Here is a 21,334-nt window from a genome sequence, read left to right as displayed (position 1 = left end):
AAAAATGGTGAAAAGAAAAATGAACTAAGAGGCAGTTGCCGGATGCGGCAGTACCTGATTGACCGCTGCGATCAGGGCGTTGCGGTCTGCTGGGTCGGTCACTCGCACGTAGCTGTCTACGGCAACATCGTCACCGGTGTTCGCTGCGAGCATCCATTCGATGGCAACAAGTCCATCGCGTTCCACTGCCTTGTCGATTGTGACCTGGGCCGTGTGGATGCCACGCAGCTTGCTTCGTCGAATGGCGACGGGCAGCTCGCCCGTGATTCGGATCATGGCGCCGGAGGTGGTGACGGTCACCACGCAGTTTCCACGGAAGCCAAGACTCGGCACCACGAGGCGCTCAAGTGGCTGGCCGTGGGTTGTTGTTGACGCGTAGAAGCACTTGATCTCGCAGAGCAAATCACCAGACTTGAGCTCGCGATCCGGTTCGGAGAGGTACGACGAACGCTTACTGCGCGCCCGCCAGGCAAACCACATCACGAGGAAGAGAAGCGCAACAAACGCGGCGACAACGAGTCCCCAGCCGAGTAGTCCCATTAGAATCCCTCGTTGAATCGGGCGGCATAGGCCGCGACGGTGTCTGCGGCAACAACGGCACCATCGTCGACCGTGAGGTAGCCGTTGTGCAGTGTGTAGCGAATCGAGCCGCTGAGTGTCATGTCGAGGAACGGGCTGTTGAGGCTCTTTCCGGCAAGATCACCAAGGCCAAACACACTCGAAGCGGCGGGGTCGTGCAGCGTAATATCGGCGACTCCCCCAACCCGCAACTCGCCAGCTCCTGCGAGGCCGCCAATGGTGGCCGGCGCCTTTGAGAGCAGGCGCGCGACGTCGTCCCAGCCAATCAGACCGGTTTCGACCAGCGCGGTTTGGACAACTGGCAGCGCCGATTCGAGTCCGACCATGCCAAAGGCAGCCGAGTCCCACTCGCACTCTTTCGCTTCGCTCGGGTGCGGGGCGTGATCTGTCGCGATAATGTCGATGGTTCCGTCGGCGACGGCGGCGCGCAAGGCGTGCACGTCCTCGTCACGTCGAAGCGGAGGGTTGACCTTATAGCGCGCGTCGTAACTGCGCACGAGGTCTTCGGTCAACAGCAGGTGGTGCGGCGTAGCCTCTGCGGTCACGTTGATGCCGCGGGCCTTCGCCCAGCGGATGACCTCGACCGAACCGGCGGTCGACAGGTGACAAATGTGGAGACGGGCACCAACATGCTCGGCGAGCAGAACATCCCTCGCGATGATCGATTCTTCGGCGACGGCCGGCCAGCCCTTGAGGCCAAGCTCGCTCGACAGCGCACCCTCGTTCATCTGCGCGCCTTCGGTGAGGCGTGGGTCTTGTGCGTGCTGTGCGATAACGCCGTCAAACGTGCTCACGTATTCAAGGGCACGACGCATCAAAAGCGAGTCGTGCACACATTTGCCGTCATCAGAGAACACCCGAACCTGAGCCCGTGAGTGTGCCATGGCACCTATTTCGCTCAGTTGCTCGCCCTCTAGGCCACGCGTGACGGCGCCAATCGGGCGAACCGTTGCGTACCCGGCCTGCTTGCCAAGCGAGTAGACCTGCTCAACAACGCCGGCCGTGTCTGACACCGGAAGCGTGTTTGCCATGGCAAAGACGGCGGTGAAGCCACCGGCGGCAGCAGCCTGCGTTCCGGTCAACACCGTTTCGCTCTGCTCAAACCCTGGCTCGCGAAGATGCGTGTGCAGATCGACAAGACCGGGAAGCGCAATGAGCCCTTCGGCGTCGATGGTGCGGTCTGCGGTTTGCGATGACAGCCCGCCAAGCTCGCGGATAATGCCATCCGCGATCAGAATGTCGCCACGATCGCCCGACGGAAGCGTTGCCCCCGTTACCAGTACGGATTCGCTCATACCTAGACACCCTCTCGTTCGCCGGCTAGCAGCATGTAGAGCGCAGCCATCCGAATGGATACGCCGTTTGTGACCTGTTCCAACACCGTCGACTGCGCGGAATCGGCGGCCGTTGAAGAAATTTCGAGCCCCCGGTTCATAGGCCCGGGATGCATAACAATGCTATCCCCTCTGAGCGCCGCAAAACGCGCGTCGTCGAGCCCCCACCAGCGGGAATACTCCCGCTCATTCGGGAAAAACGCCGCGTGCATGCGCTCAGCCTGGATGCGGAGCAGCATGACCACATCCGGTCGCTCATTATTGAGCGTCTCGTCGAGGCTGTAGCTGATCTCGGTTGGCCACGATGCCGCGCCAAACGGAATAAGTGTCGCGGGTGCCACAAAAGTCACTTTGGCCCCGAGCGTGCGCAGCAACCACAGGTTTGACCGCGCGACTCTCGAGTGCACGATGTCGCCAACGATGGCGACGGAGACGCCGTCAAGGTCGCGGCCTCGGCTTGCCTCGCCGTGGATGCGGCGGCGCATCGTGAACGCGTCAAGCAAGGCCTGAGTTGGATGCTCGTGGGTGCCGTCTCCAGCGTTGAGGATGCCGGCGTCGATCCAACGGCTCTCGGCGAGACGCTGAGGCGCTCCGGATGCAGGGTGACGGATGATCACGCCGTCCGCTCCAATTGCGGCCAGCGTCTGGGCCGTGTCTTTGAGGCTCTCGCCCTTTGAGACGCTTGAACCCTTTGCCGAGAAGTTGATGACGTCTGCGCTGAGGCGCTTGGCGGCAGCCTCAAACGAGATACGGGTGCGAGTTGAGTCCTCAAAAAAGAGGTTCACAACGGTCTTGCCGCGCAGGGTAGGAAGCTTCTTGACCTCACGCAGCTGCGTGTCGGCCATGTCTTCCGCGATATCAAGCAGCTGGATGGCCTCGTCGCGGCTGAGGTCTTTGGTACTGAGGAGGTGTCTCATGATTCGATTGCCACCTCGTCAACGCCGTCGAGTTCCGTCAACCGCACGTTGATGCGCTCGGTCGAGGCGCTCGGCAGGTTCTTGCCAATGAAGTCGGCACGAATTGGCAGCTGTCGGTGGCCCCTGTCAATGAGGGCGGCCAGACGTACCGCGCGGGGGCGCCCGTAGTCGTTGAGCGCATCGAGGGCCGCGCGAATCGTGCGGCCTGAGTAGAGCACATCATCAACAAGGACGACAGTGGCACCGTCGATGCCCTCTGCCGGCATCTCAGTCGGCGACGGGGTCCGCGTTGGATGATGGGCGAGATCGTCACGATACATCGTCACATCGAGCTGTCCAACGAGGTTGCGCTCGGTTGGTTCGATGCTCTGGATGATTTCCCCAATGCGGCGGCCAAGCAAGACTCCGCGCGTTGGGATTCCCAGAATGATGAGGCGATCAGTTCCCTTGTTAGATTCAAGAATCTCGTGCGAGATACGGGTCAATGCCCGGCTAATATCAGCCTGCTGCAGCACAATGCGAGTGCTCAAAGCTGACTCCCTTCTCTGCCTCTCTGGACAGCGTTTAAAGGTGTCGTTTTGTCTCGGTCAAGCATACACGCCATTGGGCTCGCTCTTGCACGCACGCGAGGGCAACCCCCTGGCCAATACGCCCCTCACGGGCAGCCCGTCACGACCTGCCCTTATCTGTCACGCGTAGATTGGTCGCGGATCCACCCATGCGGCATTGATTGAGTGGATCTGCGACCAATCACTGGCGATTCCTGGCCGGTTCTATGCACGCACGGAACGAAACCGCTGATTTGCCAGAACAGGAAGTTGCCGCCGAGTTGACTCAATGAGGGTGAGGTCTAGGTCAACGACGAGCAGTTCTTCGCCTGCACCGGCTTCCGCGAGAACCGTCCCATCTGGAGCGACCACCAGACTGTGCCCAACGCCCGTAGGAGCGTTCGGAACGGCCGGCACCCCGGCAGCTTTGGGATCTGCCTGGCCGCAGGCAACCACAAACGTCGTCGTGTCAAGGGCACGTGCCCTTGCCAGCAACATCCACTGTTCAATCTTGCACTCACCAGCACCCCACGACGCGCTCACCACGTTCACGACAGCCCCGGCGGCAGCGTTCTGCGCAAAGAGCGCTGGAAACCTGAGGTCGTAACAGACGGCGAGTCCAACATTCACATCGGAGATAGTGGTCACCGTTGGAGACTCCCCTGCGAGAACCGACTCCGACTCCGCATACCCAAAGGCATCAAAGAGGTGCATCTTGTTATAGCTGCTCAGTCCGTCCGGTTGTGCGACAACAAGGGTGTTTACCACCCGATCGTTGTCGCCTTGGGTAAACACGCCAACGATAATCGTGATGCCATACACGCGTGCAAACTGACGAACGCTTGTGACCCAAGGCCCATCGAGAGGCTCCGCGATGTCAAGGAGCGAGTTACCAAAGGCCCGCATGGTTGCCTCTGGAAAGACCACGAGGTCTGCTCCTCGTTCTGCCGCTTCGATCACGCGATCCTCGACGATGCGAAGGTTCTCGGCGAGGTTGGCGCCGGTCACTACTTGTGCAAGTGCAATCTTCATTTCTTCTCCTCATGGTGTATATCTGGTGTATGCAGAACCCATTGTCGGCACCACTGTCAGGGCGCGATCTCGCAACGTCATTCCTCAGAGAGCACGTACTCAGCGACCCGGCGATGCAGGGGCAATTTATCAACGAACAAGACATTGCCGACCGCGTTGGTGTCTCACGAACGCCGGTCCGCGAAGCCATGCTGTTGCTCTCGGCCGAAGGCCTCGTCGAGATGATCCCCAAACGCGGCGCGCAGATTCCCATCATTACCGGTCGGCAAATCAGCGAGGTTATGGAGCTGCGCGGCATCCTCGAACGAAGCGCAACAACCCTCGCGATGGAACGGGGCGCTGCCCCCGCCCAAGCGATGCGTGCGGTCCTGGATGAGCAACGTTCGCTCGTCCATTCCGAACCTGAAGCGACCGGAAAAACATTCATTGCCCACGATCGAACCTTTCATGAGTTGCTGGTGGATGCCGCTGGGAACGAGTTGCTGTCCGAAACGTATTCCAAGCTGCGGACCCGTCTCGTACTCATCGGCGTAGAAGCACTGTTTCGAACGCCACATCGCCAAGAGAGCGTATGCACCGAACACGAGAACATCGTGGCGGCAATCGAAGCGAATGACATATCCGCCGCAATCGCCGCCACCGACCATCACTTGGCGGTCACGCTCGACGTCCTCTTGCGCGGCGCTTAGGCGCGTTGTTGCGAAGAAATCTCGGCAACATCAACCGCGCCCGTCATGCTCTCAAGGTATTCGTGATCCTCGGCCACGTTTGAATCGCGCCCAAGGGCAAGCCCGATGAGCGTGATAATGACGGCAACGGCGAGGTAGATCGCAACCGGGATCCACGATCCGGTAGCGCTTAATAGCCAGGTGAACATGAGCGGCGCAATCGCCCCGCCAAACACACCGGCAATCGTGTACGCGAGTGAGCTGCCGGTGTAGCGGAGGCGCGGCTGGAACTGTTCAATAATGTAGGCAGCCTGCGGGCCATACATAAACGAGTGGAACATGAGTCCGAGCACAATGCCGACCGTGAGCATGAAGGTGTTCTGCTCGTCAACGACCACAAAGAAGACAAAGCCCCAGGCGCTCGCGGCAACGGCGGCTAACGCGTACAGCATCCGCCTGTTGATCCGGTCAGAGAGGGCGCCAGCCAGCGGGATCGTAAACAGTTGAAACGCAGACCCAATCAGTACCGCGATAAGCACCTGTTCCCGTTCAAAACCAAGCTGCGTCGTGCCATAGGTGAGCGTGAACACGGTGAACAATGCGTAGGTGACGTCCGGCCCAATACGAGACATGATTGCGGCAAGGAGTGGGCGCCGCTGCGTCGTGAAGACCTCCCGAATCGGCGCATCCGATTTGTCTCCGGATTCCTGGAGCGCCTGGAAGATGGGCGTATCTTCAAGCTTGAGTCGAATCCAAAGCCCGAACCCAACAAGAACGGCGGAAAGCAGGAACGCAACACGCCAGCCCCAGTCGAGGAATGCTTCATCGCTCATGATCGAGGTGAGCAGGGCGAGCGTTCCGTTGGCCAGCAAGTTTCCAGCCGGTGGACCAACCTGGGCGGCAGAGGACCAGAACCCGCGCTTCTCAGGGTCACCAAATTCGCTTGAGAGCAACACAGCGCCACCCCATTCGCCGCCAACACCAACGCCCTGCGCAAATCGCAGCAGAACCAGCAGGAGCGGCGCCGCGACGCCAATCGTGTCGTAGGTCGGCAGCAACCCGATCACAAACGTTGCGATACCAATGATGAGCAGCGTTGTGACGAGTACAAACTTGCGGCCGACGGTGTCACCGAGCCGGCCAAACACAAACCCACCGATTGGCCGTGAAACATATCCAACCGCATAGGTGGAAAACGCGAGGATGGTTCCGGTGAGCGGGTCACTCTCTGGAAAGAACAGGATCGGGAAGACGATGGCCGCCGCTGCGGAGTAGACGGCGAAGTCATACCACTCGAGCGAAGTTCCCGTGAGGCTCGCTATGAAGGCACGGTAGAGATCACGTTTCGGGATTGGATTTGCGGGCGCGTGTGGCCGCGTTTCGGTTGTTTTCATGTGGGGGCTCCTTGAGGTATCAACACTGACACGTTGTTGTATACAATAGGCATACACAGTGTCCACTGCAAGCCGACGCTCATATTCAGTGTCGAATACTCGAAGGAACCCCGATGCAAACACTCACGTTCACCCTCCCAAACCAGACGAGCACGAGCGTGACCGTCACGCGCCTCCTCAACGCTGGCTACGCTGGACGAAACCAGCAAGAAGTCCAAGACCACATCGACGAACTCGCCGAGCTTGGCATCCCAGGGCCAACGACCATCCCAGCCCTCTACCCGGTCGCCCCCTACCTCGCCATGCAGACAAACCTGGTACCCGTTCAGCACGATCAGACCTCCGGCGAGGCCGAGTGGGCACTTGTCGTCACCGAAGATGACGTACTTCTCACGGTCGCCTGCGATCACACCGACCGAAAGCTTGAGGTCCACGGAGTCGCGTGGAGCAAAAACGCGAGCCCAGACGTGCTTGGCGCCGATGCCTGGTCCCTCACCGAGATCCGTGATCATCTCGACAGCATTCGGCTGCGCGGATGGGTCGGCGAAGGCGAGAACGAGGAGCTCATACAAGACAGCCCACTCGCCGCACTCCTCAGTCCTGACCACTGGCTCGCGGTACTCACCGAGCGCGGCCTCAACGAACCTGGAACCATACTGCTCTCAGGAACCATCCAAATGGTTAAGGGCGTCAATCAGTTCGCCACAGCCTGGCGAGTTGAGCTCTACGATCCAGTACTCAATCGCCGGATTGGGGCAGCCTACTCGGTCGAGCGGATGCCGGAGCCAATCGGCTAGCCCCGCATCGGTGTGACGGGTAATACAACGGCGTGTTAACGAACACTGCCCCTGTCCCACTCCCTACCGGGATATGGTGACAGGGGCAGCACTCAGAACCTAAACCGACTGCGCAACCTTGCCAAGGACTCCGTTGACAAAGCCACCGGACTCCTCAGTTGACAGCGACTTGGCCAGCTCGACGGCCTCCGAGATAGCAACACCGGCTGGAATCTCGTCGTTAAACAGGATCTCCCACACACCAACCCGGAGGATGGCTCGGTCAACGGCGGGCATCCGCTGCAGCGTCCAGCCCTGCGAGTACGTTTCGATGGTTTCATCGATCTCTGCCGAGTTATCGCTCACACCGTCAACGATCTCGCGGGCATACAGCCACGAAGCCTGACGATCTGGCTCGCTCACGGCACGCTGGGCCTCGGCCTGCAGCGCCTCAAGAATCGAGATCTCGCGCAGGTCGGCCTGAAACAGAATGTCAAGGGCGCGCTTACGCGCCTTGCTACGTGCGCTCATTTACAGCAGCTCAGCCGAGACTATTCTTTGATCCGGCCGAGGTAGTCGCCCGTGCGGGTGTCTACCTTGACGCGGGTGCCCTGCTCAAGGAACAAGGGAACCTGGATCTCGTAGCCAGTCTCGATGGTGGCAGGCTTGGTTCCACCGGTTGAGCGGTCGCCCTGCAGGCCAGGCTCGGTGTAGGTGACGGTCATTTCGACGGTCAGCGGCAGGTCAACGTAGAGCGGCTCGCCCTCGTGCAGCGCGATGGTCACGTTCTGGTTTTCGAGCATGAAGTTGACGGCGTCGCCAACAACAGCTGCGGGAACCGTGATCTGGTCGTAGTCTGACGTGTCCATGAACACGAAGTCAGCGCCATCCTGGTAGAGGTACTGGAAGTCGCGACGGTCTACGTTGGCGGTCTCGATCTTCAGGCCAGCGTTGAAGGTCTTGTCGATGATCTTGCCGGTCGTGACGTTCTTCATTTTGGTTCGAACAAACGCGCCACCCTTGCCAGGCTTGACGTGCTGGAACTCAATCACGCTCCACAGGTTGCCCTCAAGCTTGAGAACAGTTCCGTTCTTAATGTCGTTCGTTGTTGCCATGATGTGAGTTCCGTTCGATTATGAAATGTACGTGCGAGATCTAGCCGCGCAAAGTTTGCCCTTGCGAGTTTAGTGGTGTTCAGCGGATACGGCCAATGTGCTGCAGGGCAAGTTGAAAGGAATTCATGCCAAATCCCGAGATCAGGCCACTTGCAGAAGACGTAATAGCGCTGTGAGCGTGTGCCGTTGCGCCCGCATGTGGGTTATCGGTGTCAACCTCGATGACCGTCAGGCCAGACGAAGTGAGGCGCCCAACGGCACCAGCAAGTGAGTAGCTGAACGCCGAAAACACGCCTGGGCACAGCACAACGTCCCACCGACGATCGTTTGCCTCGTTCAGCCATGACGCCAGCTGACCCTCGTCTGCCGAGTGGCGAACCTCCACGGTCATCCCCTCCGGCGCCGTTGTCGCCAGCTGATGTTCAAGATCAACGGTGAGGGTAGATTCGTCGACCGTTCCGCCAGACGAGAGATCGTTGACGGTCGGCGCGGTGAGCACGAGTACGTGAGTCATCGTCTAGCTCGCGATCGCCTGGTATGCCGTAAACAGCAGCGTCTCGTCGGGACCGGCAAGCACGGCGGGCTTTCCGATGCGGTCGAGCACAATAAAGCGCAGCATACCGGCGCGAGCCTTCTTATCGCGCTGCATCGCGCTCAGCAGCCCAGGCCAACGCCCGGCCGGGTATTCAACAGGCAAGGTCAGGAGTTCAAGGATGGCACGGTGGCGGTCAACCGCCGCGTCGTCAAGGTTGCCCGCGAGTCGCCCAAGTTCGGCCGCAAACATCATGCCAACCGAGATAGCCGCTCCGTGGCGCCACTGATAGCGCTCGGCGTGTTCGATAGCGTGTCCGAGGGTATGCCCGTAATTGAGAATCTCGCGCTGACCCTGCTCCGTGAAGTCCTCACTCACCACACGCGCCTTGACGCCGATGGAGAGCTCGATCACACGGCGGAATTCATCACTCGTGGGATCAATGGCCAGGTCAACGTCACGCTCGACGATATCGAGGATCTCCGGTTCGGCGATAAAGCCGCATTTGACGACCTCCGCAAAGCCTGCGCGGATCTCATTGGGTGAAAGCGTCGCCAGATTATTCAGATCTGCAAGGACCGCCGCCGGTGCGTAAAACGCTCCGACGAGATTTTTACCTTCGGCAGTGTTAATACCGGTTTTGCCGCCAACGGCTGCGTCTACCATCCCAAGAACCGTCGTCGGGATCTGCACGAGCTTAACGCCACGTAGCCAGGTCGCGGCAACAAAACCGGCAAGGTCCGTGACGGATCCCCCGCCAAAACCGATGATGGCGTCGGTTCTGGTGAAGTCAGCCTGCCCGAGGATCTGCCAGCAGAACGCCGCAACCTCAACACGCTTTGCTGATTCTGCATCCGGAACCTCAGCGAGCAATACCTCAGAATAGGTTTCAAGGAGCAACTCACGGAGCCTGCCCGCGGCGGCACCAAGCGTTGGCGGGTGGACAATCAGAACCTTATTGACGCGCTCCCCGAGCACGGTGGGAAGCGTAGCGACAATTCCCCGGCCAACGACAACGTCGTAGGGCGCCGTGCCGTGAACAGTGATGTGCGTTGCCGCCTGCTCAGGCGTTGATTCGGTCATGACCGTTCCTTCGTGTAGATGACTCATCGGGTTGGCATCCGGCCTCGACCCAGGCGGTGATGCTGTTGGCAATCTGGTCTTTGGGTAGCCTCGACGTATCAAACGTGGCTGAGGCGAGTTGCTTATACAGCGGCAGGCGCTCAGCGAGGATTCTCGACCAGGCGCCAGGATCGTTGGCAAGCAGTGGGCGCGACGATAGATTTGATCGCCCGAGGACGGCTTCTTCGGTTGTCATAACGAGCACGATGTGCGCGTCGGCGAGGTTCGCCCGTGTCCGTTCGCTCACGATCGCCCCACCGCCAAGCGCGATGACCGATGGCTGACCGGAGGCGAGGTCTGCACGCGATTGCAACAGCAACGCCTCCACGACGTCTGCCTCGCGGTCGCGGAACGCCTGCTCGCCGTGGCTCGTAAAGTAGTCGGCTATGACGCCGTGCTCAGCAACAAACACCTTGTCGCTATCCACAAACGGCACGCCAAGTTGCTTTGCGACCCTCCGGCCAATACTGGATTTGCCCGAAGCCATCGGCCCGATAAAGACGATGGGCTCAGTAATAGGTGAGGCAGACACTACGCCTGGTCAACCTTGGTTGTGAGCGTTTCCGGGATGTGGTCGAGGTACGATTCGATGTTGCGACGCGTCTCGCCAACGGAATCACCACCAAATTTCTCAAGAACGGAGTTTGCGAGCACAAGTGCCACCATCGCCTCAGCGACCACGCCGGCAGCTGGCACCGCACACACGTCACTTCGCTGGTGGTGTGCGGTCGCGGCCTCACCGGTCGCAACATCCACCGTCGGCAGCGAGTGCGGAACCGTCGCGATGGGCTTCATCCCAGCACGCACACGAAGCACCTGCCCGTTGCTCATGCCGCCCTCGGTACCACCCGCGCGATGAGTTGGACGCTCAATGCCGTCAGGCCCAATGTGCAGCTCATCGTGGGCAACCGAGCCCCGACGACGGGTTGTCTCGAATCCGTCCCCAACCTCAACACCTTTGATCGCTTGGATGCCCATGACCGCGGCAGCGAGCTGGGAATCAAGACGCCGGTCCCAGTGCACGTGTGAACCGAGCCCTGGTGGAAGTCCGTACGCAAGCACCTCGACGATACCGCCGAGCGTGTCGCCTTCCTTTTTCGCAAGGTCAACCTCCGCAACCATTGCGGCTGAGGTTGCCGCGTCAAAGCAACGAAGCGGATCAGCATCAAGTGCCGCGACATCAGCTGGCAGGGGAAGCGCCGAGCCCTCTGGAACCTGCACGGGGCCAATTGAAAGCGTATGAGAAACGAGCTGGATACCGAGCTCGCCAAGGAACGACCGCGCAACCGCGCCAAGGGCAACGCGCGCGGCCGTCTCCCGTGCGCTGGCCCGCTCAAGGATGGGGCGGGCCTCGTCGAAATCGTATTTCTGCATGCCAACCAGGTCAGCGTGGCCTGGACGCGGACGAGTCAGCTTGGCTCCACGTCCGCGGGACTTCTCAGAGAGTTCGGTTGCCTCTGCACTCATCACCTCGGTCCACTTTGGCCACTCAGTGTTGCCGATACGAATCGCAACCGGGCTGCCGATGGTGCGGCCCTGGACAACACCACCGGAGAGGTTGAGCTCGTCCTGTTCAAACTTCATGCGCGAGCCACGGCCATAGCCAAGTTTGCGCCGGGCCAGGTCATCCTGGATTCCGGAGAGTGAAACGGGCACGCCAGACGGCAGCCCTTCGAGCAGAGCAATGAGTTCGGGGCCGTGAGACTCCCCCGCAGTAAGCCAACGAAGCATAATGAGTATCTTATCGGTAGTGGTCGGATATGAATGGTCGGTGAGGTGGCGCTGGGCCGTTAACCGAGGTTGCGGTCAGCGACGGCATCCCTCATCGCGGCCAGAACTTTGTCTTCCTCTGGCAACGGCCGATTCGGGTCCCCTGCCATGAAAATCCGTATTTGCACGATTGCCTGGTGCAGCAGCATGCTGATGCCCGAGGCGTATGTACCAGCCGCCTCCGCCCAAAGTCTGGCAAGCGGGCTTGGCCACGGATCATAGGCCACGTCGTAGAGAGGCACAGCTGATCGAATGCGAGACGGAACGGAGAGCTCCCCCGCGAGATGACCGGGTACTGTGCTCACCACAACGTCAATGGGAACTTCGCCGTCGTTCCAGGACGAATCGTCGTGCAACGAAACGACGGTAACCAGCACACCGTGCTGCTTGCCGAGGGCGATGAGCGGCGCGGCCTTTTCCGTGTTTCTTGCGTGTACCCGAACGATTGTTGTTCCCATTGCCGCAGCAGCCAACACGGTTGAGACTGCCGTTGCACCGCCACCGAGCAGCGCAATGGCACGTATCCCAGAAGGAACAACTTCGCCAAGCGCGGCAACGAGACCGGCGACATCGGTATTGTAGGCCCGCCAGGATTCATCCCCAGCGCCGTCAACAACGCGCAGCAGCGTATTGGCAACACCGCTGCTGACCGCAACAGGGTCGTGCCACGAAGCCGCAGCATATGCGCCGTGTTTCAGCGGCATGGTGAGCGAAATGCCGTGCCAGTTGAGTGACGCGAGCTGAGCAGGCAGGGCGTCCTCAACACAATCAATGGCGTCATACGACCAGTCAAGTCCAAGCTCGCGATACGCCGCAGAATGGATGACGGGCGAAAGCGAATGCCCAATCGGAGATCCGAGCACACCAAACGACGTCGCAGAGTCCGTCATGGCTAGCAGGCCGGGTTATCTGGATTATCTGAACACCACTGCTTGGCCTGAGCGACAAGTTCTTCGTGCTCGGCATTTGTTGTGGAAAACAGCGTTTCACCGGTGTCTTGGTTCACTGTTACGAAGAACAGCCAGTCGCCAGGGGTTGGATTCATCGCGGCGTCGATAGCGAGGTCGCCAGGGTTCGAGATCGGTCCGATAGGCAAGCCAGTGTGGACGTAGGTGTTCCACGGGTTGTCATCCGTCAGCTGCGCGTCGCTTGACCAAACCGAAGAGGCGTCGTCAGAGAGCCCGTATTTCACGGTTGAGTCCATACCAAGCTTGATGCCCTGATCAAGCCGGTTCTGGATAACTCGGCTCACTTTATAAAAGTCGTCGGTGTGGCGGGCCTCGCGCTGAATGATCGACGCAATGATGAGCACGTTCTCCCGCTCAGCCTCGGGAACTCCCGCAGCATCAAGGGATTGAATCGTACGGTCAACAAGCTTCTGGATGATCGTCGTTGCGGTATCGGTGTCCGAAAGCTCGTAGGTAGCTGGGAACAACCAACCCTCGAGACTCGGCGCGGTTGCCGGCACGCCGTACAGCGTCGGATCAGCTGCTGCCGCAACAAAATCAGCATTCGGGATACCGGTGACGGCCTCAAGCGTCGCGAAGATTTGCGACATCTGGGTACCCTCAGGAATAACCGCTTTCATCTCAATTTTGTTTGCTGGGTCCTGAAGCGCGGTAAGAGCCGCAGCGGCGCTCATTTCCTGTTTAAGTTGATAGGTCCCTGGGAAGAAACTCGGTTCAGGTTTTGTGATGCTTACTTCAGCCACAAACGCCTCAGCGGTTTTTACGACCCCGTTAGTAGCGAGAGTTTGACCAATCGTTGCGCCGGTGTCGCCGGCCACAATCGTGACGGTTACCTGGCCGTGACCTTCACCCTCGTAGTCGATGACCTCTTGGTTCCAGCCGAACAAATCGCTGATTCTCTCGCCGAAGCTTGACCACAGAACTGATCCGCCCCAAACAAGGGCACCAAGCAGTGCTGCAGTCACGACGAGCGAGATGACAACACGCTTCGTCTTGCGCTTGGCATGCGGATTCTTCGGGGCGCGGGAACGTGGCTTGGCAGTCACAGTGTCGGGGCCTTCCTTGGGCGTCAGGTCTGCAAAAACGTCGTCAAGCGGATGGGCTTCGTCCGCGAGGCGTGCTGGCTCGACGCTTGGGACGTAGCCCTTACGTCCGGCAACCCGGTAATTCTTGTCGACTGGAGGCACGACAGACGGTTCGTCGGCAACTGGCTCGGGAGACCATGTTCCAGTCGCTGTCAACTCCGAATCGTCGGCAGGTGCCTCGACGCGCTCCGCCTCGCGCGAGTACTGGGCTGCCTGCAGCCGAAGCGTTTCGTCGCGCTCTCGCTGCGCAGCCAGCGCATTCTCACGGGCGAGCGCCTCGCGAAGCTCTCGTCGTGACGGAAGTTCCCGCGTGTCGTTGGGCTCCGGCGACGGCTCAGTATTGCCGTTGTCGTTCTGCTGTGTCACTCGAAAAGGTCCTGTTCGTTCGCCAACCGCCCTGGTGGCGTTCCGGAAGATCGTTCTGAATCTAGCGCATGCTGCAGGATAATCACCGCAGCGACCTGGTCAATCACCGCTCGGGAGTTTTTTGTGTTCCGCCCCGATCGATGTAGCGCGCCCTGAGCGCTCACAGTCGACAGCCGTTCGTCCACAAGGCGAACAGGCACCTGGCAGGCCTCGCCAAGCGCCTCCGCAAAAGCGAGCGCGTCGTCTGTCGACGGCGTTGATTCACCGCGCATGTTCAGCGGGAGCCCAACAATAATCTCGAACACCTCTAGCTCAGCGGCAATCGTCGCCACGCGTGCGATGGCCTCGTCACGCTGACTCCCCCGTTGAACCGTCTCAACGGGGGTCGCGAGCATCCCGTGCAAATCGGACCGCGAAACGCCAACGCGAGCTTTGCCAACGTCGATGCCGAGCCGCACTCCGGTTCTCACGGTCTAACCCTGAATCGCCTGGCGAACTGCAGCCAGAGCGGCGTCAACCTGCTCTGGTTGTGAACCGCCACCCTGAGCCATGTCGTCTTTGCCGCCACCGCCTCCGCCAAGCACGCCGGCAGCAATCTTGGCCAGTGCACCGGCTTTCACACCGGCGTTGCGGGCACCGGAAGTTGTAGCGACAATCACAACGGGCTTGCCGGCGGCCACACCAGCGAGTACCACAACGGCATCCTGCGCGGCGAGCTTGTCGCGCACGCCAACGGCGAGGCTCCGAACGTCATCGGGTGAGCCGACCGTTCCCAGGTCCGCGATCACAGCGCCAACGGCGCCAACCGTCGACAGCGTTGACAGGAGGTCAGGGATGCGCGATTTGAGCGCCTCGGATTCAAACTGGGCGATCTTCTTCTCCGCCGCCTTCAGCTGCGCCGCAAGGTCAGATACACGTTCCTGGATCTGTTCCTTTGGCGCCTTGAGGTTCGCCGACAGCTGAGACACGATCGCGCGCTCTGCGGCAAAGCTGCGGAACGCCTCGATGCCAACCAACGACTCAACACGGCGGTTGGTTGAGCCAACCGATTGCTCGCTGATGAGGTTGATCATGCCAATTTCGGCGCTGTTCGACACGTGAGTGCCTGCGCAGAGCTCGCGCGACCAAGGGCCGCCGATATCAACAACGCGCACGCGATCGCCATACTTCTCGCCGAAGAGGGCCATCGCGCCAAGCTCTTTCGCTTCGGCAATGCCCATCTCACGGGTAACAACCTCGTGGTTCGCGCGGATGGCGAGGTTCGAAACTTCTTCGATCTCGGTCTTCGTTTCGGGGCTCAGCGCCTGTGCCCAGTTAAAGTCGAGCCGCAGGTAGCCTGCCTTGTTGTAGGAACCAGCCTGGTGCGCATCCGAGCCAAGTACTTGGCGAAGTGCGGCATGCACGATGTGGGTTCCAGAGTGCGCCTGGGTAGCCCCGCGGCGATACTCGGCGTCAACGATGCTCGTGGCAACATCGTCAACGGCGACCTCGCCAGAGGTCACCTTCACCGTGTGGCTGATGAGACCAGAGACGGGCTTCTGCACGTCGATGACTTCAAGCTCAAAGTTGGCCCCAACAATGCGTCCAGAATCGGAATCCTGCCCACCAGACTCAGCCCACAAGGCAGTCTCGGCGAGGATGACCTCTGCGGTCTGACCGGCAACAGCCCGAAGTGCCGGGATACCGTCCACAATCAGGCCAAGAACACGAGACTCGGTGCTGAGATCCGTGTAACCGGTGAATACCGTCTCGCCCTTTGCCCGGAAGTCGCTGTAGACAGAAAGGTCGGCAAGTGTGGTCTTCTTTGCCTTCGCGTCGGCCTTTGCGCGCGAGCGCTGCTGCTGCATGAGGTCGTCAAACTTCTCGCGGTTCACCGTGATGCCGGACTCTTCGGCAATTTCGAGTGTGAGCTCGATCGGGAAGCCATAGGTATCGTGCAGCAGGAATGCAGTGTCGCCGGGAAGCTGCGCAACCCCGCTTGATTTGGTCTGTTCAACCGCAAGATCAAGAATCGTCGTGCCGCTGGCAAGCGTGCGCAGGAAGGTTTCTTCCTCAGCAAATGCGGAACGCGAGATGCGCGCGTAGTCGGCCTGCACCTCTGGGTACGCCGCTTTCATCGCGTCGCGAGACGCAGCAAACAGCTCGGGGAAGGTCGCTTCTTCGACGCCGAGCAGACGCATCGCACGAACCGTACGGCGAAGCAGACGGCGAAGGATGTAGCCTCTACCCTCATTCGACGGGTTCACCCCATCGCTCATGAGCATGAGTGACGAACGAACGTGGTCAGCGATCACACGCATCCGCACGTCGTCTTCATGGTTTGCTCCGTACGACCGACCGGAGAGCTCAGAAGCGCGGTCAAGCACAGGGCGAACCTGGTCGATCTCGTAGAAGTTGTCTACCTCTTGTTTGATAAAGGCAACACGCTCGAGGCCCATGCCGGTATCGATGTTCTTACTCGGCAACTCGCCAAGGATCGTGAAGTCGGTTTTACCCTTCACATCGCCAATGAGGTACTGCATGAACACAAGGTTCCAGATCTCAACGTACCTGTCGTCGTCCGTGGCAGGACCACCGTCTTGTCCGTACGCAGGACCCCGGTCAAAGAAGATCTCAGAGCAAGGCCCTGCTGGGCCAGGCTGCCCTGTTGACCAGTAGTTGGTGTCTTTATCAAGACGTTGGATGCGTTCCTCAGGCAGGCCTGCGATCTTACGCCACAGCGAGATTGCTTCGTCGTCGTCCTTGTAGACGGTGACCCACAAGTCCTTTGGATCAAAGCCGTAGCCACCGTCGGCCTCTGAAGAAGTCAGCAGCTCCCACGCATAGGTGATGGCGCCCTCTTTGAAGTAGTCGCCGAACGAGAAGTTTCCGTTCATCTGGAAGAAGGTTCCGTGGCGAGGAGTGCGCCCAACCTCTTCGATATCGTTGGTGCGGATACACTTCTGCACGCTCGTGGCGCGGGGGTACGGGGCCGGAACCACACCGGTGAGGTACGGAACAAACGGGACCATACCGGCGACGGTAAACATCAGTGTTGGATCATCGCTAATGAGCGATGCCGAAGGAACAATGGTGTGTCCGCGGTCACCAAAGTAGGTGAGCCAACGCTGACGAATTTCTGCAGTTTGCATGGGCAGGTACGGTTCTCCTTGGTAGGGAAGCTGAGTTAGTTGTTCAGATTCTTGATGCGGTTTTCAACGTCGTCGAGTGCGGAGCCAAGCTCGGCTTCTCGACTCTGGTATCCGCGGTTCACTGCATCGGCAAACTCACGACGCCCCTGTTCGATTTCTTCAAAGAATCGACGACCCTCTGGACTCTTGTTCACGTAGTGGGCAATCACAAAACCTGCAACAACCCCACTTACCAGCCAAAACAGCTTACGCACGGGCGCTCCTTCACAAAAACTCTTTGTCGCGTCATCCAACGCCAGACATACGAACAACCCTACAGCTTGCGCTCACACCAGCAGAGTATTTATCAGCGCCTGTCCGGCGAAAACTGGGCGGATTGACGGACGCTAAACAGAAAGAAGGGGATGACGCTGATGCGTCATCCCCTTCTCTACCTGTATCTAGACAGGCACAGTCTGCTATCGAGCTGCGTAGTACTCAACCACGAGCTGAACTTCACAGGTCACAGGAACCTCAGCGCGCTTGGGACGACGCGTCAGGCGGGCCTGCAGCTTGTCGATCTCAACCTCGAGGTACGCGGGAACCTTAGGAAGTACTTCCTGGTGTCCGCCAGCGGCAGCAACCTGGAAGGGCTCCATGCCCTCCGAACGCTGCTTCACGTGGATCTGCTGACCCACCTTGACGCGGAACGAAGGACGGTCAACGAGCTGGCCGTCAACGAGGATGTGACGGTGTACAACCATCTGACGAGCCTGAGCCGAGGTGCGTGCAAATCCTGCACGAACAACGAGAGCGTCAAGACGCATCTCAAGGAGCTCAACCATGTTCTCACCGGTCTGGCCCTCGGTACGACGAGCCTCCTGGTAGATACGCTTCAGCTGAGCCTCGCGGATGTTGTACTGGGCGCGAAGACGCTGCTTCTCCCGAAGACGCACGGCGTAGTCGGAATCTGCCTTGCGCTTGGTGCGACCGTGCTCACCTGGAGCATAGGGGCGCTTCTCAAGGTACTTTGCTGCCTTCGGGGTGAGGGCAATACCGAGTGAACGCGACAGACGGGTTTTGCTGCGGGTACGTGACTTAGTGGACACGATTTCCTTTCAAAAGAACAAACAGTGAACTCGCGGTCGATTATTGATCGATGCCGCGGAAAGTTTGAGGGATTGGCCATCGCTACCCGGCTACAGGGCACGCACCTTCGGATTAGTGATTCGCAGCCGCACGAAACAAACACCTAGGCCAGCGATAAGCATAGCACGGGCATCCGTGATCCGCGCACATGTCCAGCTGGCGGTTTGCCCGTGTTGCCCCGAGTCAGGCAGGCCCGCCACGCCGCACGAGCTGCAGCACAGGACAACCTGTTGGGTGGCAGCGACTGCGGCAACTGCCTACTGTCCCCGAGTGATGCGGCGAATCTTTTCCAGTCGCTCGGCAACGATTCGTTCGTGGCCGTGATCAGTTGGGTTGTAATAGGTGCGATTGCCAATTTCCTCGGGGAGGTAGTTTTGGCGAACAACTCCCATTGGCGCATCGTGCGGGTAGCGGTATCCAACGCCGTGTCCGAGCTTTTTGGCGCCCGCATAGTGACCGTCGCGCAGATGCTTCGGCACCCTGCCAAAGTTTCCTGCCCGAACGTCGGCGATAGCCGCGTCGATGGCAACATACGCCGCATTAGATTTTGGTGCCGTCGCGAGGTAGATAACTGCCTCTGACAGGGGGATGCGTGCCTCAGGCATACCGATCATCTGAGTAGCCTCGGCTGCAGCAATGGCAATACTCAGGGCTTGTGGGTCAGCAATGCCGATGTCTTCGGCAGCCGACACAATGATTCTGCGTGCGATGAACCTTGGGTCTTCGCCTGCCTCGATCATGCGAGCTAGGTAGTGGACGGCAGCGTCGGGATCTGACCCGCGAATCGACTTGATGAAAGCGCTAATCACGTCGTAGTGCTCATCGCCGTTTTTGTCATAACGAAGGAGGGCCCTGTTCACCGAACGAGCGATTACCTCTTCGGTAACGATGGGGACGCGCTGCGGCTCGTTGGCCTCGTTGGCCTCAAGCGGCAGCCCATCAGACACTTCGTCAGCTGAAATGGACTCTGTGGCTGGTCCATCAGCATTGCCCGGCTTGTTCCGTTTGGAATTGCCTGAAGCAGTACGAGGCTTTCGCCCCTTTGTGACCTTGGATGCCCCAGCGGATGTATCTGTGTCGCCGCCATCCGCGGCCTCACCCGTTGCATCCTGCGCTGTAGCATCCTCCGCTGATGTATGCCCATCGTTCGCGTCAACACCGCTTGCGTCAGCATCGGTTGAATCGACACTGCTTGAATCAGCACCTACTTCGTCAGCAGTAGCCGCAACCTCGCTTACAGGCGCCACGTAGCCCTCGGCAAGCGCAGAAGACGCTGCTGCTTCGAGGGCAGTAAGCGCACGACGCGCATCACCAGACGAAAGTTGCGCAATTGTTGCCACGGCCTCGTCGGTAATCGCGATTTGATTATCGAGCCCGCGAGGATCGGAAACTGCTCGTCGAACGACAGCCTCGATATCGGCATCATTCAGTTGTTCGAGCGTCAATAACAACGAGCGCGAGAGCAACGGAGAGATGACGGAAAATGATGGATTCTCGGTGGTGGCCGCCACAAGCGTGACCCAACCGTTCTCGACGCCGGGAAGGAGCGCGTCTTGCTGAGCCTTCGTGAACCGATGAATCTCGTCGAGAAACAGAATGGTCGACACGCTGTACAAATCTCGGTCGTTCAGCGCCCGTTCCATCACAACGCGAACATCTTTCACGCCGGCAGTGACCGCCGAGAGCTCAACAAATCGACGACCGCTGCTGTGGGCAATTGCCTGAGCCAGCGTCGTTTTGCCAGTTCCTGGCGGACCCCACAGGATGATGGAGACTGCACCGCTCGCAGATTCGCCACCGTCGCTCTGATGCGCGAGCGTGACCAACGGCGAACCGGGGCCAAGCAGATGCTTTTGCCCAACAACTTCCTCGAGCGATTTTGGGCGCATTCGAACGGCGAGTGGCGTGTGTGCGCTACCCAGAGCCATACCGGAATCAGTCACGTTGAACAGTCTACGAGCCAGCACTGACATAATTGATATCGGGTCCGCCAACTGTGGCGGCAACCCAGCGGCATTTGCCAACAACCTAACGTCACTTAACCCTCGGAGTACATCGACGTGTCTGACAAGAAACTAAAACGCGAAGAACGGCTGCAACGCGAACGCCTGCGCGGCTACTCGGCAAGGCAGACTATTCACGCTGAAGGCGTAGCAACGCGCAAACGGGACAACATCATCTGGGCTATCGCCGGTGTTGTCATCGTTGGGCTTGCTGTGGGTGGCCAGCTCATGTATCTCGGAGCGCAGCCACAAGCGCCAGAGGCATCCGAGACGTCCACTCCAACACCAAGCGCGACCGAGGAAGTCGGCGAGAACCAGGGTGATGTACCGGACAAGGCGCTTGCCGAAGACCGTACCTGGACCGGAACGCTCGCGCTGAACGACGTAGAACTTGGCATCACGCTTGATGGTGCTGCTGCGCCCCAAGCCGTTGCAAGCACCATCTCGCTCGCATCGAGCGGCTTCTACGACGGCGTTTCCTGCCACCGACTCACGACGTCCGGCCTCTTTGTACTCCAGTGCGGAGACCCGGATGGAACGGGCAGCGGCGGCCCTGGATATTCCTACGGCCCGACCGAGAACGCCCCTGCTGACGGCCTCTACACCAAGGGCATGATCGCGATGGCGAATTCTGGCCCGTACACAAACGGCAGCCAATTCTTCATCGTATTTGACGACAGCCAGCTCTCCCCCAACTATTCCGTCATCGGTGAGGTCACGAGCGGGCTTGACGAATTGAACAAACAGATACTGAGTAAGGGAACGGCCGACGGTTCACAAGACGGCGCCCCAAAGGTAGCAACGACCATTACTTCCTTTGAAGTGAAATAGCGACCATGCGTCGACAACCAGTAGTCTGGATACAC

At 59.5% G+C, this 21,334-nt stretch carries 21 protein-coding genes and 1 pseudogene; 3 read left to right on the top strand and 19 right to left on the bottom strand.

Annotated features, from left to right (window positions below; genetic code table 11):
• Positions 1-24: 24 nt before the first annotated feature.
• The 5 genes and pseudogenes from FHX76_RS02920 to FHX76_RS02900 all read right to left on the bottom strand — a co-directional run bounded on the left by FHX76_RS02920 (position 25) and on the right by FHX76_RS02900 (position 4,410).
• Entirely contained in the window at positions 25-540 is a 516-nt protein-coding gene (locus tag FHX76_RS02920; protein ID WP_167147677.1) for a PH-like domain-containing protein, read from the bottom strand.
• A complete protein-coding gene (locus tag FHX76_RS02915; RefSeq protein ID WP_167147674.1) occupies positions 540-1,874 on the bottom strand; it encodes a dihydroorotase in 1,335 nt (444 codons plus the stop codon). Before FHX76_RS02915 ends, FHX76_RS02920 begins: the two co-directional genes overlap by 1 nt.
• A gap of 2 nt (positions 1,875-1,876) precedes the next feature.
• On the bottom strand, positions 1,877-2,830 hold the full coding sequence (locus FHX76_RS02910) for an aspartate carbamoyltransferase catalytic subunit (RefSeq protein ID WP_167147671.1): 954 nt from the start codon (positions 2,828-2,830) through the stop codon (positions 1,877-1,879).
• Positions 2,827-3,363, bottom strand: a pseudogene (gene pyrR / locus FHX76_RS02905) (bifunctional pyr operon transcriptional regulator/uracil phosphoribosyltransferase PyrR); the annotation flags it as partial. The pseudogene pyrR and the gene FHX76_RS02910, both read right to left, overlap by 4 nt.
• Positions 3,364-3,603: 240 nt before the next feature.
• A complete protein-coding gene (locus FHX76_RS02900; protein WP_167147665.1) occupies positions 3,604-4,410 on the bottom strand; it encodes a carbon-nitrogen hydrolase family protein in 807 nt (268 codons plus the stop codon).
• A 29-nt stretch (positions 4,411-4,439) separates the two neighbouring features.
• On the opposite strand from FHX76_RS02900, the gene FHX76_RS02895 reads away from it, so the two are divergent.
• A complete protein-coding gene (locus FHX76_RS02895; protein WP_167147662.1) occupies positions 4,440-5,099 on the top strand; it encodes a GntR family transcriptional regulator in 660 nt (219 codons plus the stop codon).
• On the opposite strand, the gene FHX76_RS02890 is transcribed toward FHX76_RS02895, so the two are convergent.
• Positions 5,096-6,472, bottom strand: coding sequence for an MFS transporter (locus FHX76_RS02890; RefSeq protein ID WP_167147659.1), 1,377 nt, complete (start codon positions 6,470-6,472; stop codon positions 5,096-5,098). The genes FHX76_RS02895 and FHX76_RS02890 overlap by 4 nt on opposite strands.
• 113 nt (positions 6,473-6,585) lie before the next feature.
• Here FHX76_RS02890 and FHX76_RS02885 point away from each other — a divergent pair, with 113 nt between their 5' ends.
• Complete coding sequence (locus tag FHX76_RS02885; RefSeq protein ID WP_167147656.1) at positions 6,586-7,269, top strand: DUF2848 domain-containing protein; 684 nt, start codon at positions 6,586-6,588, stop codon at positions 7,267-7,269.
• 99 nt (positions 7,270-7,368) lie between these two features.
• Here FHX76_RS02885 and nusB read toward each other — a convergent pair whose 3' ends face one another.
• From nusB to FHX76_RS02820, 13 genes are all read right to left on the bottom strand, one after another.
• Positions 7,369-7,779 carry a transcription antitermination factor NusB gene (gene nusB, locus FHX76_RS02880; RefSeq protein ID WP_167147653.1) on the bottom strand — a complete coding sequence of 137 codons (411 nt, stop codon included), beginning with the start codon at positions 7,777-7,779 and terminating at the stop codon, positions 7,369-7,371.
• Between the two features lie 20 nt (positions 7,780-7,799).
• Positions 7,800-8,363 carry an elongation factor P gene (efp, locus tag FHX76_RS02875; RefSeq protein ID WP_167147650.1) on the bottom strand — a complete coding sequence of 188 codons (564 nt, stop codon included), beginning with the start codon at positions 8,361-8,363 and terminating at the stop codon, positions 7,800-7,802.
• A gap of 79 nt (positions 8,364-8,442) precedes the next feature.
• Positions 8,443-8,877 carry a type II 3-dehydroquinate dehydratase gene (locus tag FHX76_RS02870; RefSeq protein WP_167147647.1) on the bottom strand — a complete coding sequence of 145 codons (435 nt, stop codon included), beginning with the start codon at positions 8,875-8,877 and terminating at the stop codon, positions 8,443-8,445.
• Between the two features lie 3 nt (positions 8,878-8,880).
• Positions 8,881-9,978 (bottom strand): 3-dehydroquinate synthase, encoded by a 1,098-nt coding sequence (aroB, locus tag FHX76_RS02865; RefSeq protein WP_167147644.1) that lies wholly within the window; start codon positions 9,976-9,978, stop codon positions 8,881-8,883.
• Positions 9,959-10,549 (bottom strand): shikimate kinase, encoded by a 591-nt coding sequence (locus FHX76_RS02860; protein ID WP_341777839.1) that lies wholly within the window; start codon positions 10,547-10,549, stop codon positions 9,959-9,961. Before FHX76_RS02860 ends, aroB begins: the two co-directional genes overlap by 20 nt.
• Complete coding sequence (gene aroC, locus FHX76_RS02855) at positions 10,549-11,748, bottom strand: chorismate synthase (RefSeq protein WP_167147642.1); 1,200 nt, start codon at positions 11,746-11,748, stop codon at positions 10,549-10,551. The genes FHX76_RS02860 and aroC overlap by 1 nt, the downstream gene beginning before the upstream one ends.
• Before the next feature lie 59 nt (positions 11,749-11,807).
• The gene (locus tag FHX76_RS02850; RefSeq protein WP_167147640.1) at positions 11,808-12,677 is read right to left on the bottom strand and encodes a shikimate dehydrogenase; all 870 of its coding nucleotides are present in this window, start codon (positions 12,675-12,677) and stop codon (positions 11,808-11,810) included.
• Positions 12,678-12,679: 2 nt separating this feature from the next.
• A complete protein-coding gene (mltG, locus tag FHX76_RS16630) occupies positions 12,680-14,206 on the bottom strand; it encodes an endolytic transglycosylase MltG (RefSeq protein ID WP_341777838.1) in 1,527 nt (508 codons plus the stop codon).
• Complete coding sequence (ruvX, locus tag FHX76_RS02840) at positions 14,203-14,676, bottom strand: Holliday junction resolvase RuvX (protein ID WP_341777837.1); 474 nt, start codon at positions 14,674-14,676, stop codon at positions 14,203-14,205. The genes mltG and ruvX overlap by 4 nt, the downstream gene beginning before the upstream one ends.
• Positions 14,677-14,679: 3 nt before the next feature.
• Positions 14,680-17,337 carry an alanine--tRNA ligase gene (gene alaS, locus FHX76_RS02835; RefSeq protein ID WP_167147638.1) on the bottom strand — a complete coding sequence of 886 codons (2,658 nt, stop codon included), beginning with the start codon at positions 17,335-17,337 and terminating at the stop codon, positions 14,680-14,682.
• Positions 17,338-17,372: 35 nt separating this feature from the next.
• Complete coding sequence (locus tag FHX76_RS02830; protein ID WP_167147636.1) at positions 17,373-17,591, bottom strand: hypothetical protein; 219 nt, start codon at positions 17,589-17,591, stop codon at positions 17,373-17,375.
• Positions 17,592-17,795: 204 nt separating this feature from the next.
• Positions 17,796-18,425, bottom strand: coding sequence for a 30S ribosomal protein S4 (gene rpsD, locus FHX76_RS02825; RefSeq protein WP_167147633.1), 630 nt, complete (start codon positions 18,423-18,425; stop codon positions 17,796-17,798).
• A gap of 297 nt (positions 18,426-18,722) precedes the next feature.
• Positions 18,723-20,438, bottom strand: coding sequence for an AAA family ATPase (locus tag FHX76_RS02820; RefSeq protein ID WP_386762853.1), 1,716 nt, complete (start codon positions 20,436-20,438; stop codon positions 18,723-18,725).
• 87 nt (positions 20,439-20,525) lie between these two features.
• Between FHX76_RS02820 and FHX76_RS02815 the strand changes: the two genes are divergently transcribed.
• Positions 20,526-21,299 carry a peptidylprolyl isomerase gene (locus tag FHX76_RS02815; RefSeq protein WP_167147630.1) on the top strand — a complete coding sequence of 258 codons (774 nt, stop codon included), beginning with the start codon at positions 20,526-20,528 and terminating at the stop codon, positions 21,297-21,299.
• The last annotated feature ends 35 nt before the right edge of the window (positions 21,300-21,334 follow it).

It is taken from the genome of Lysinibacter cavernae, from assembly GCF_011758565.1.
Classification (GTDB): Bacteria; Actinomycetota; Actinomycetes; order Actinomycetales; family Microbacteriaceae; genus Lysinibacter; species Lysinibacter cavernae.
Note: the sequence above shows the minus strand (reverse complement) of the source record. Positions and strands in the feature narration are given on the sequence as shown.

Coding starts and splice junctions, on each gene's coding strand:
- aroB (WP_167147644.1), bottom strand. CDS start 9,978: ATGACCGAATCAACGCCTGAGCAGGCGGCAACGCACATCACTGTTCAC.
- FHX76_RS02895 (WP_167147662.1), top strand. CDS start 4,440: ATGCAGAACCCATTGTCGGCACCACTGTCAGGGCGCGATCTCGCAACG.
- FHX76_RS02890 (WP_167147659.1), bottom strand. CDS start 6,472: ATGAAAACAACCGAAACGCGGCCACACGCGCCCGCAAATCCAATCCCG.
- FHX76_RS02885 (WP_167147656.1), top strand. CDS start 6,586: ATGCAAACACTCACGTTCACCCTCCCAAACCAGACGAGCACGAGCGTG.
- FHX76_RS02910 (WP_167147671.1), bottom strand. CDS start 2,830: ATGAGACACCTCCTCAGTACCAAAGACCTCAGCCGCGACGAGGCCATC.
- aroC (WP_167147642.1), bottom strand. CDS start 11,748: ATGCTTCGTTGGCTTACTGCGGGGGAGTCTCACGGCCCCGAACTCATT.
- FHX76_RS02920 (WP_167147677.1), bottom strand. CDS start 540: ATGGGACTACTCGGCTGGGGACTCGTTGTCGCCGCGTTTGTTGCGCTT.
- FHX76_RS02850 (WP_167147640.1), bottom strand. CDS start 12,677: ATGACGGACTCTGCGACGTCGTTTGGTGTGCTCGGATCTCCGATTGGG.
- alaS (WP_167147638.1), bottom strand. CDS start 17,337: ATGCAAACTGCAGAAATTCGTCAGCGTTGGCTCACCTACTTTGGTGAC.
- FHX76_RS02900 (WP_167147665.1), bottom strand. CDS start 4,410: ATGAAGATTGCACTTGCACAAGTAGTGACCGGCGCCAACCTCGCCGAG.
- FHX76_RS02915 (WP_167147674.1), bottom strand. CDS start 1,874: ATGAGCGAATCCGTACTGGTAACGGGGGCAACGCTTCCGTCGGGCGAT.
- efp (WP_167147650.1), bottom strand. CDS start 8,363: ATGGCAACAACGAACGACATTAAGAACGGAACTGTTCTCAAGCTTGAG.
- FHX76_RS02870 (WP_167147647.1), bottom strand. CDS start 8,877: ATGACTCACGTACTCGTGCTCACCGCGCCGACCGTCAACGATCTCTCG.
- nusB (WP_167147653.1), bottom strand. CDS start 7,779: ATGAGCGCACGTAGCAAGGCGCGTAAGCGCGCCCTTGACATTCTGTTT.
- FHX76_RS02820 (WP_386762853.1), bottom strand. CDS start 20,438: ATGTCAGTGCTGGCTCGTAGACTGTTCAACGTGACTGATTCCGGTATG.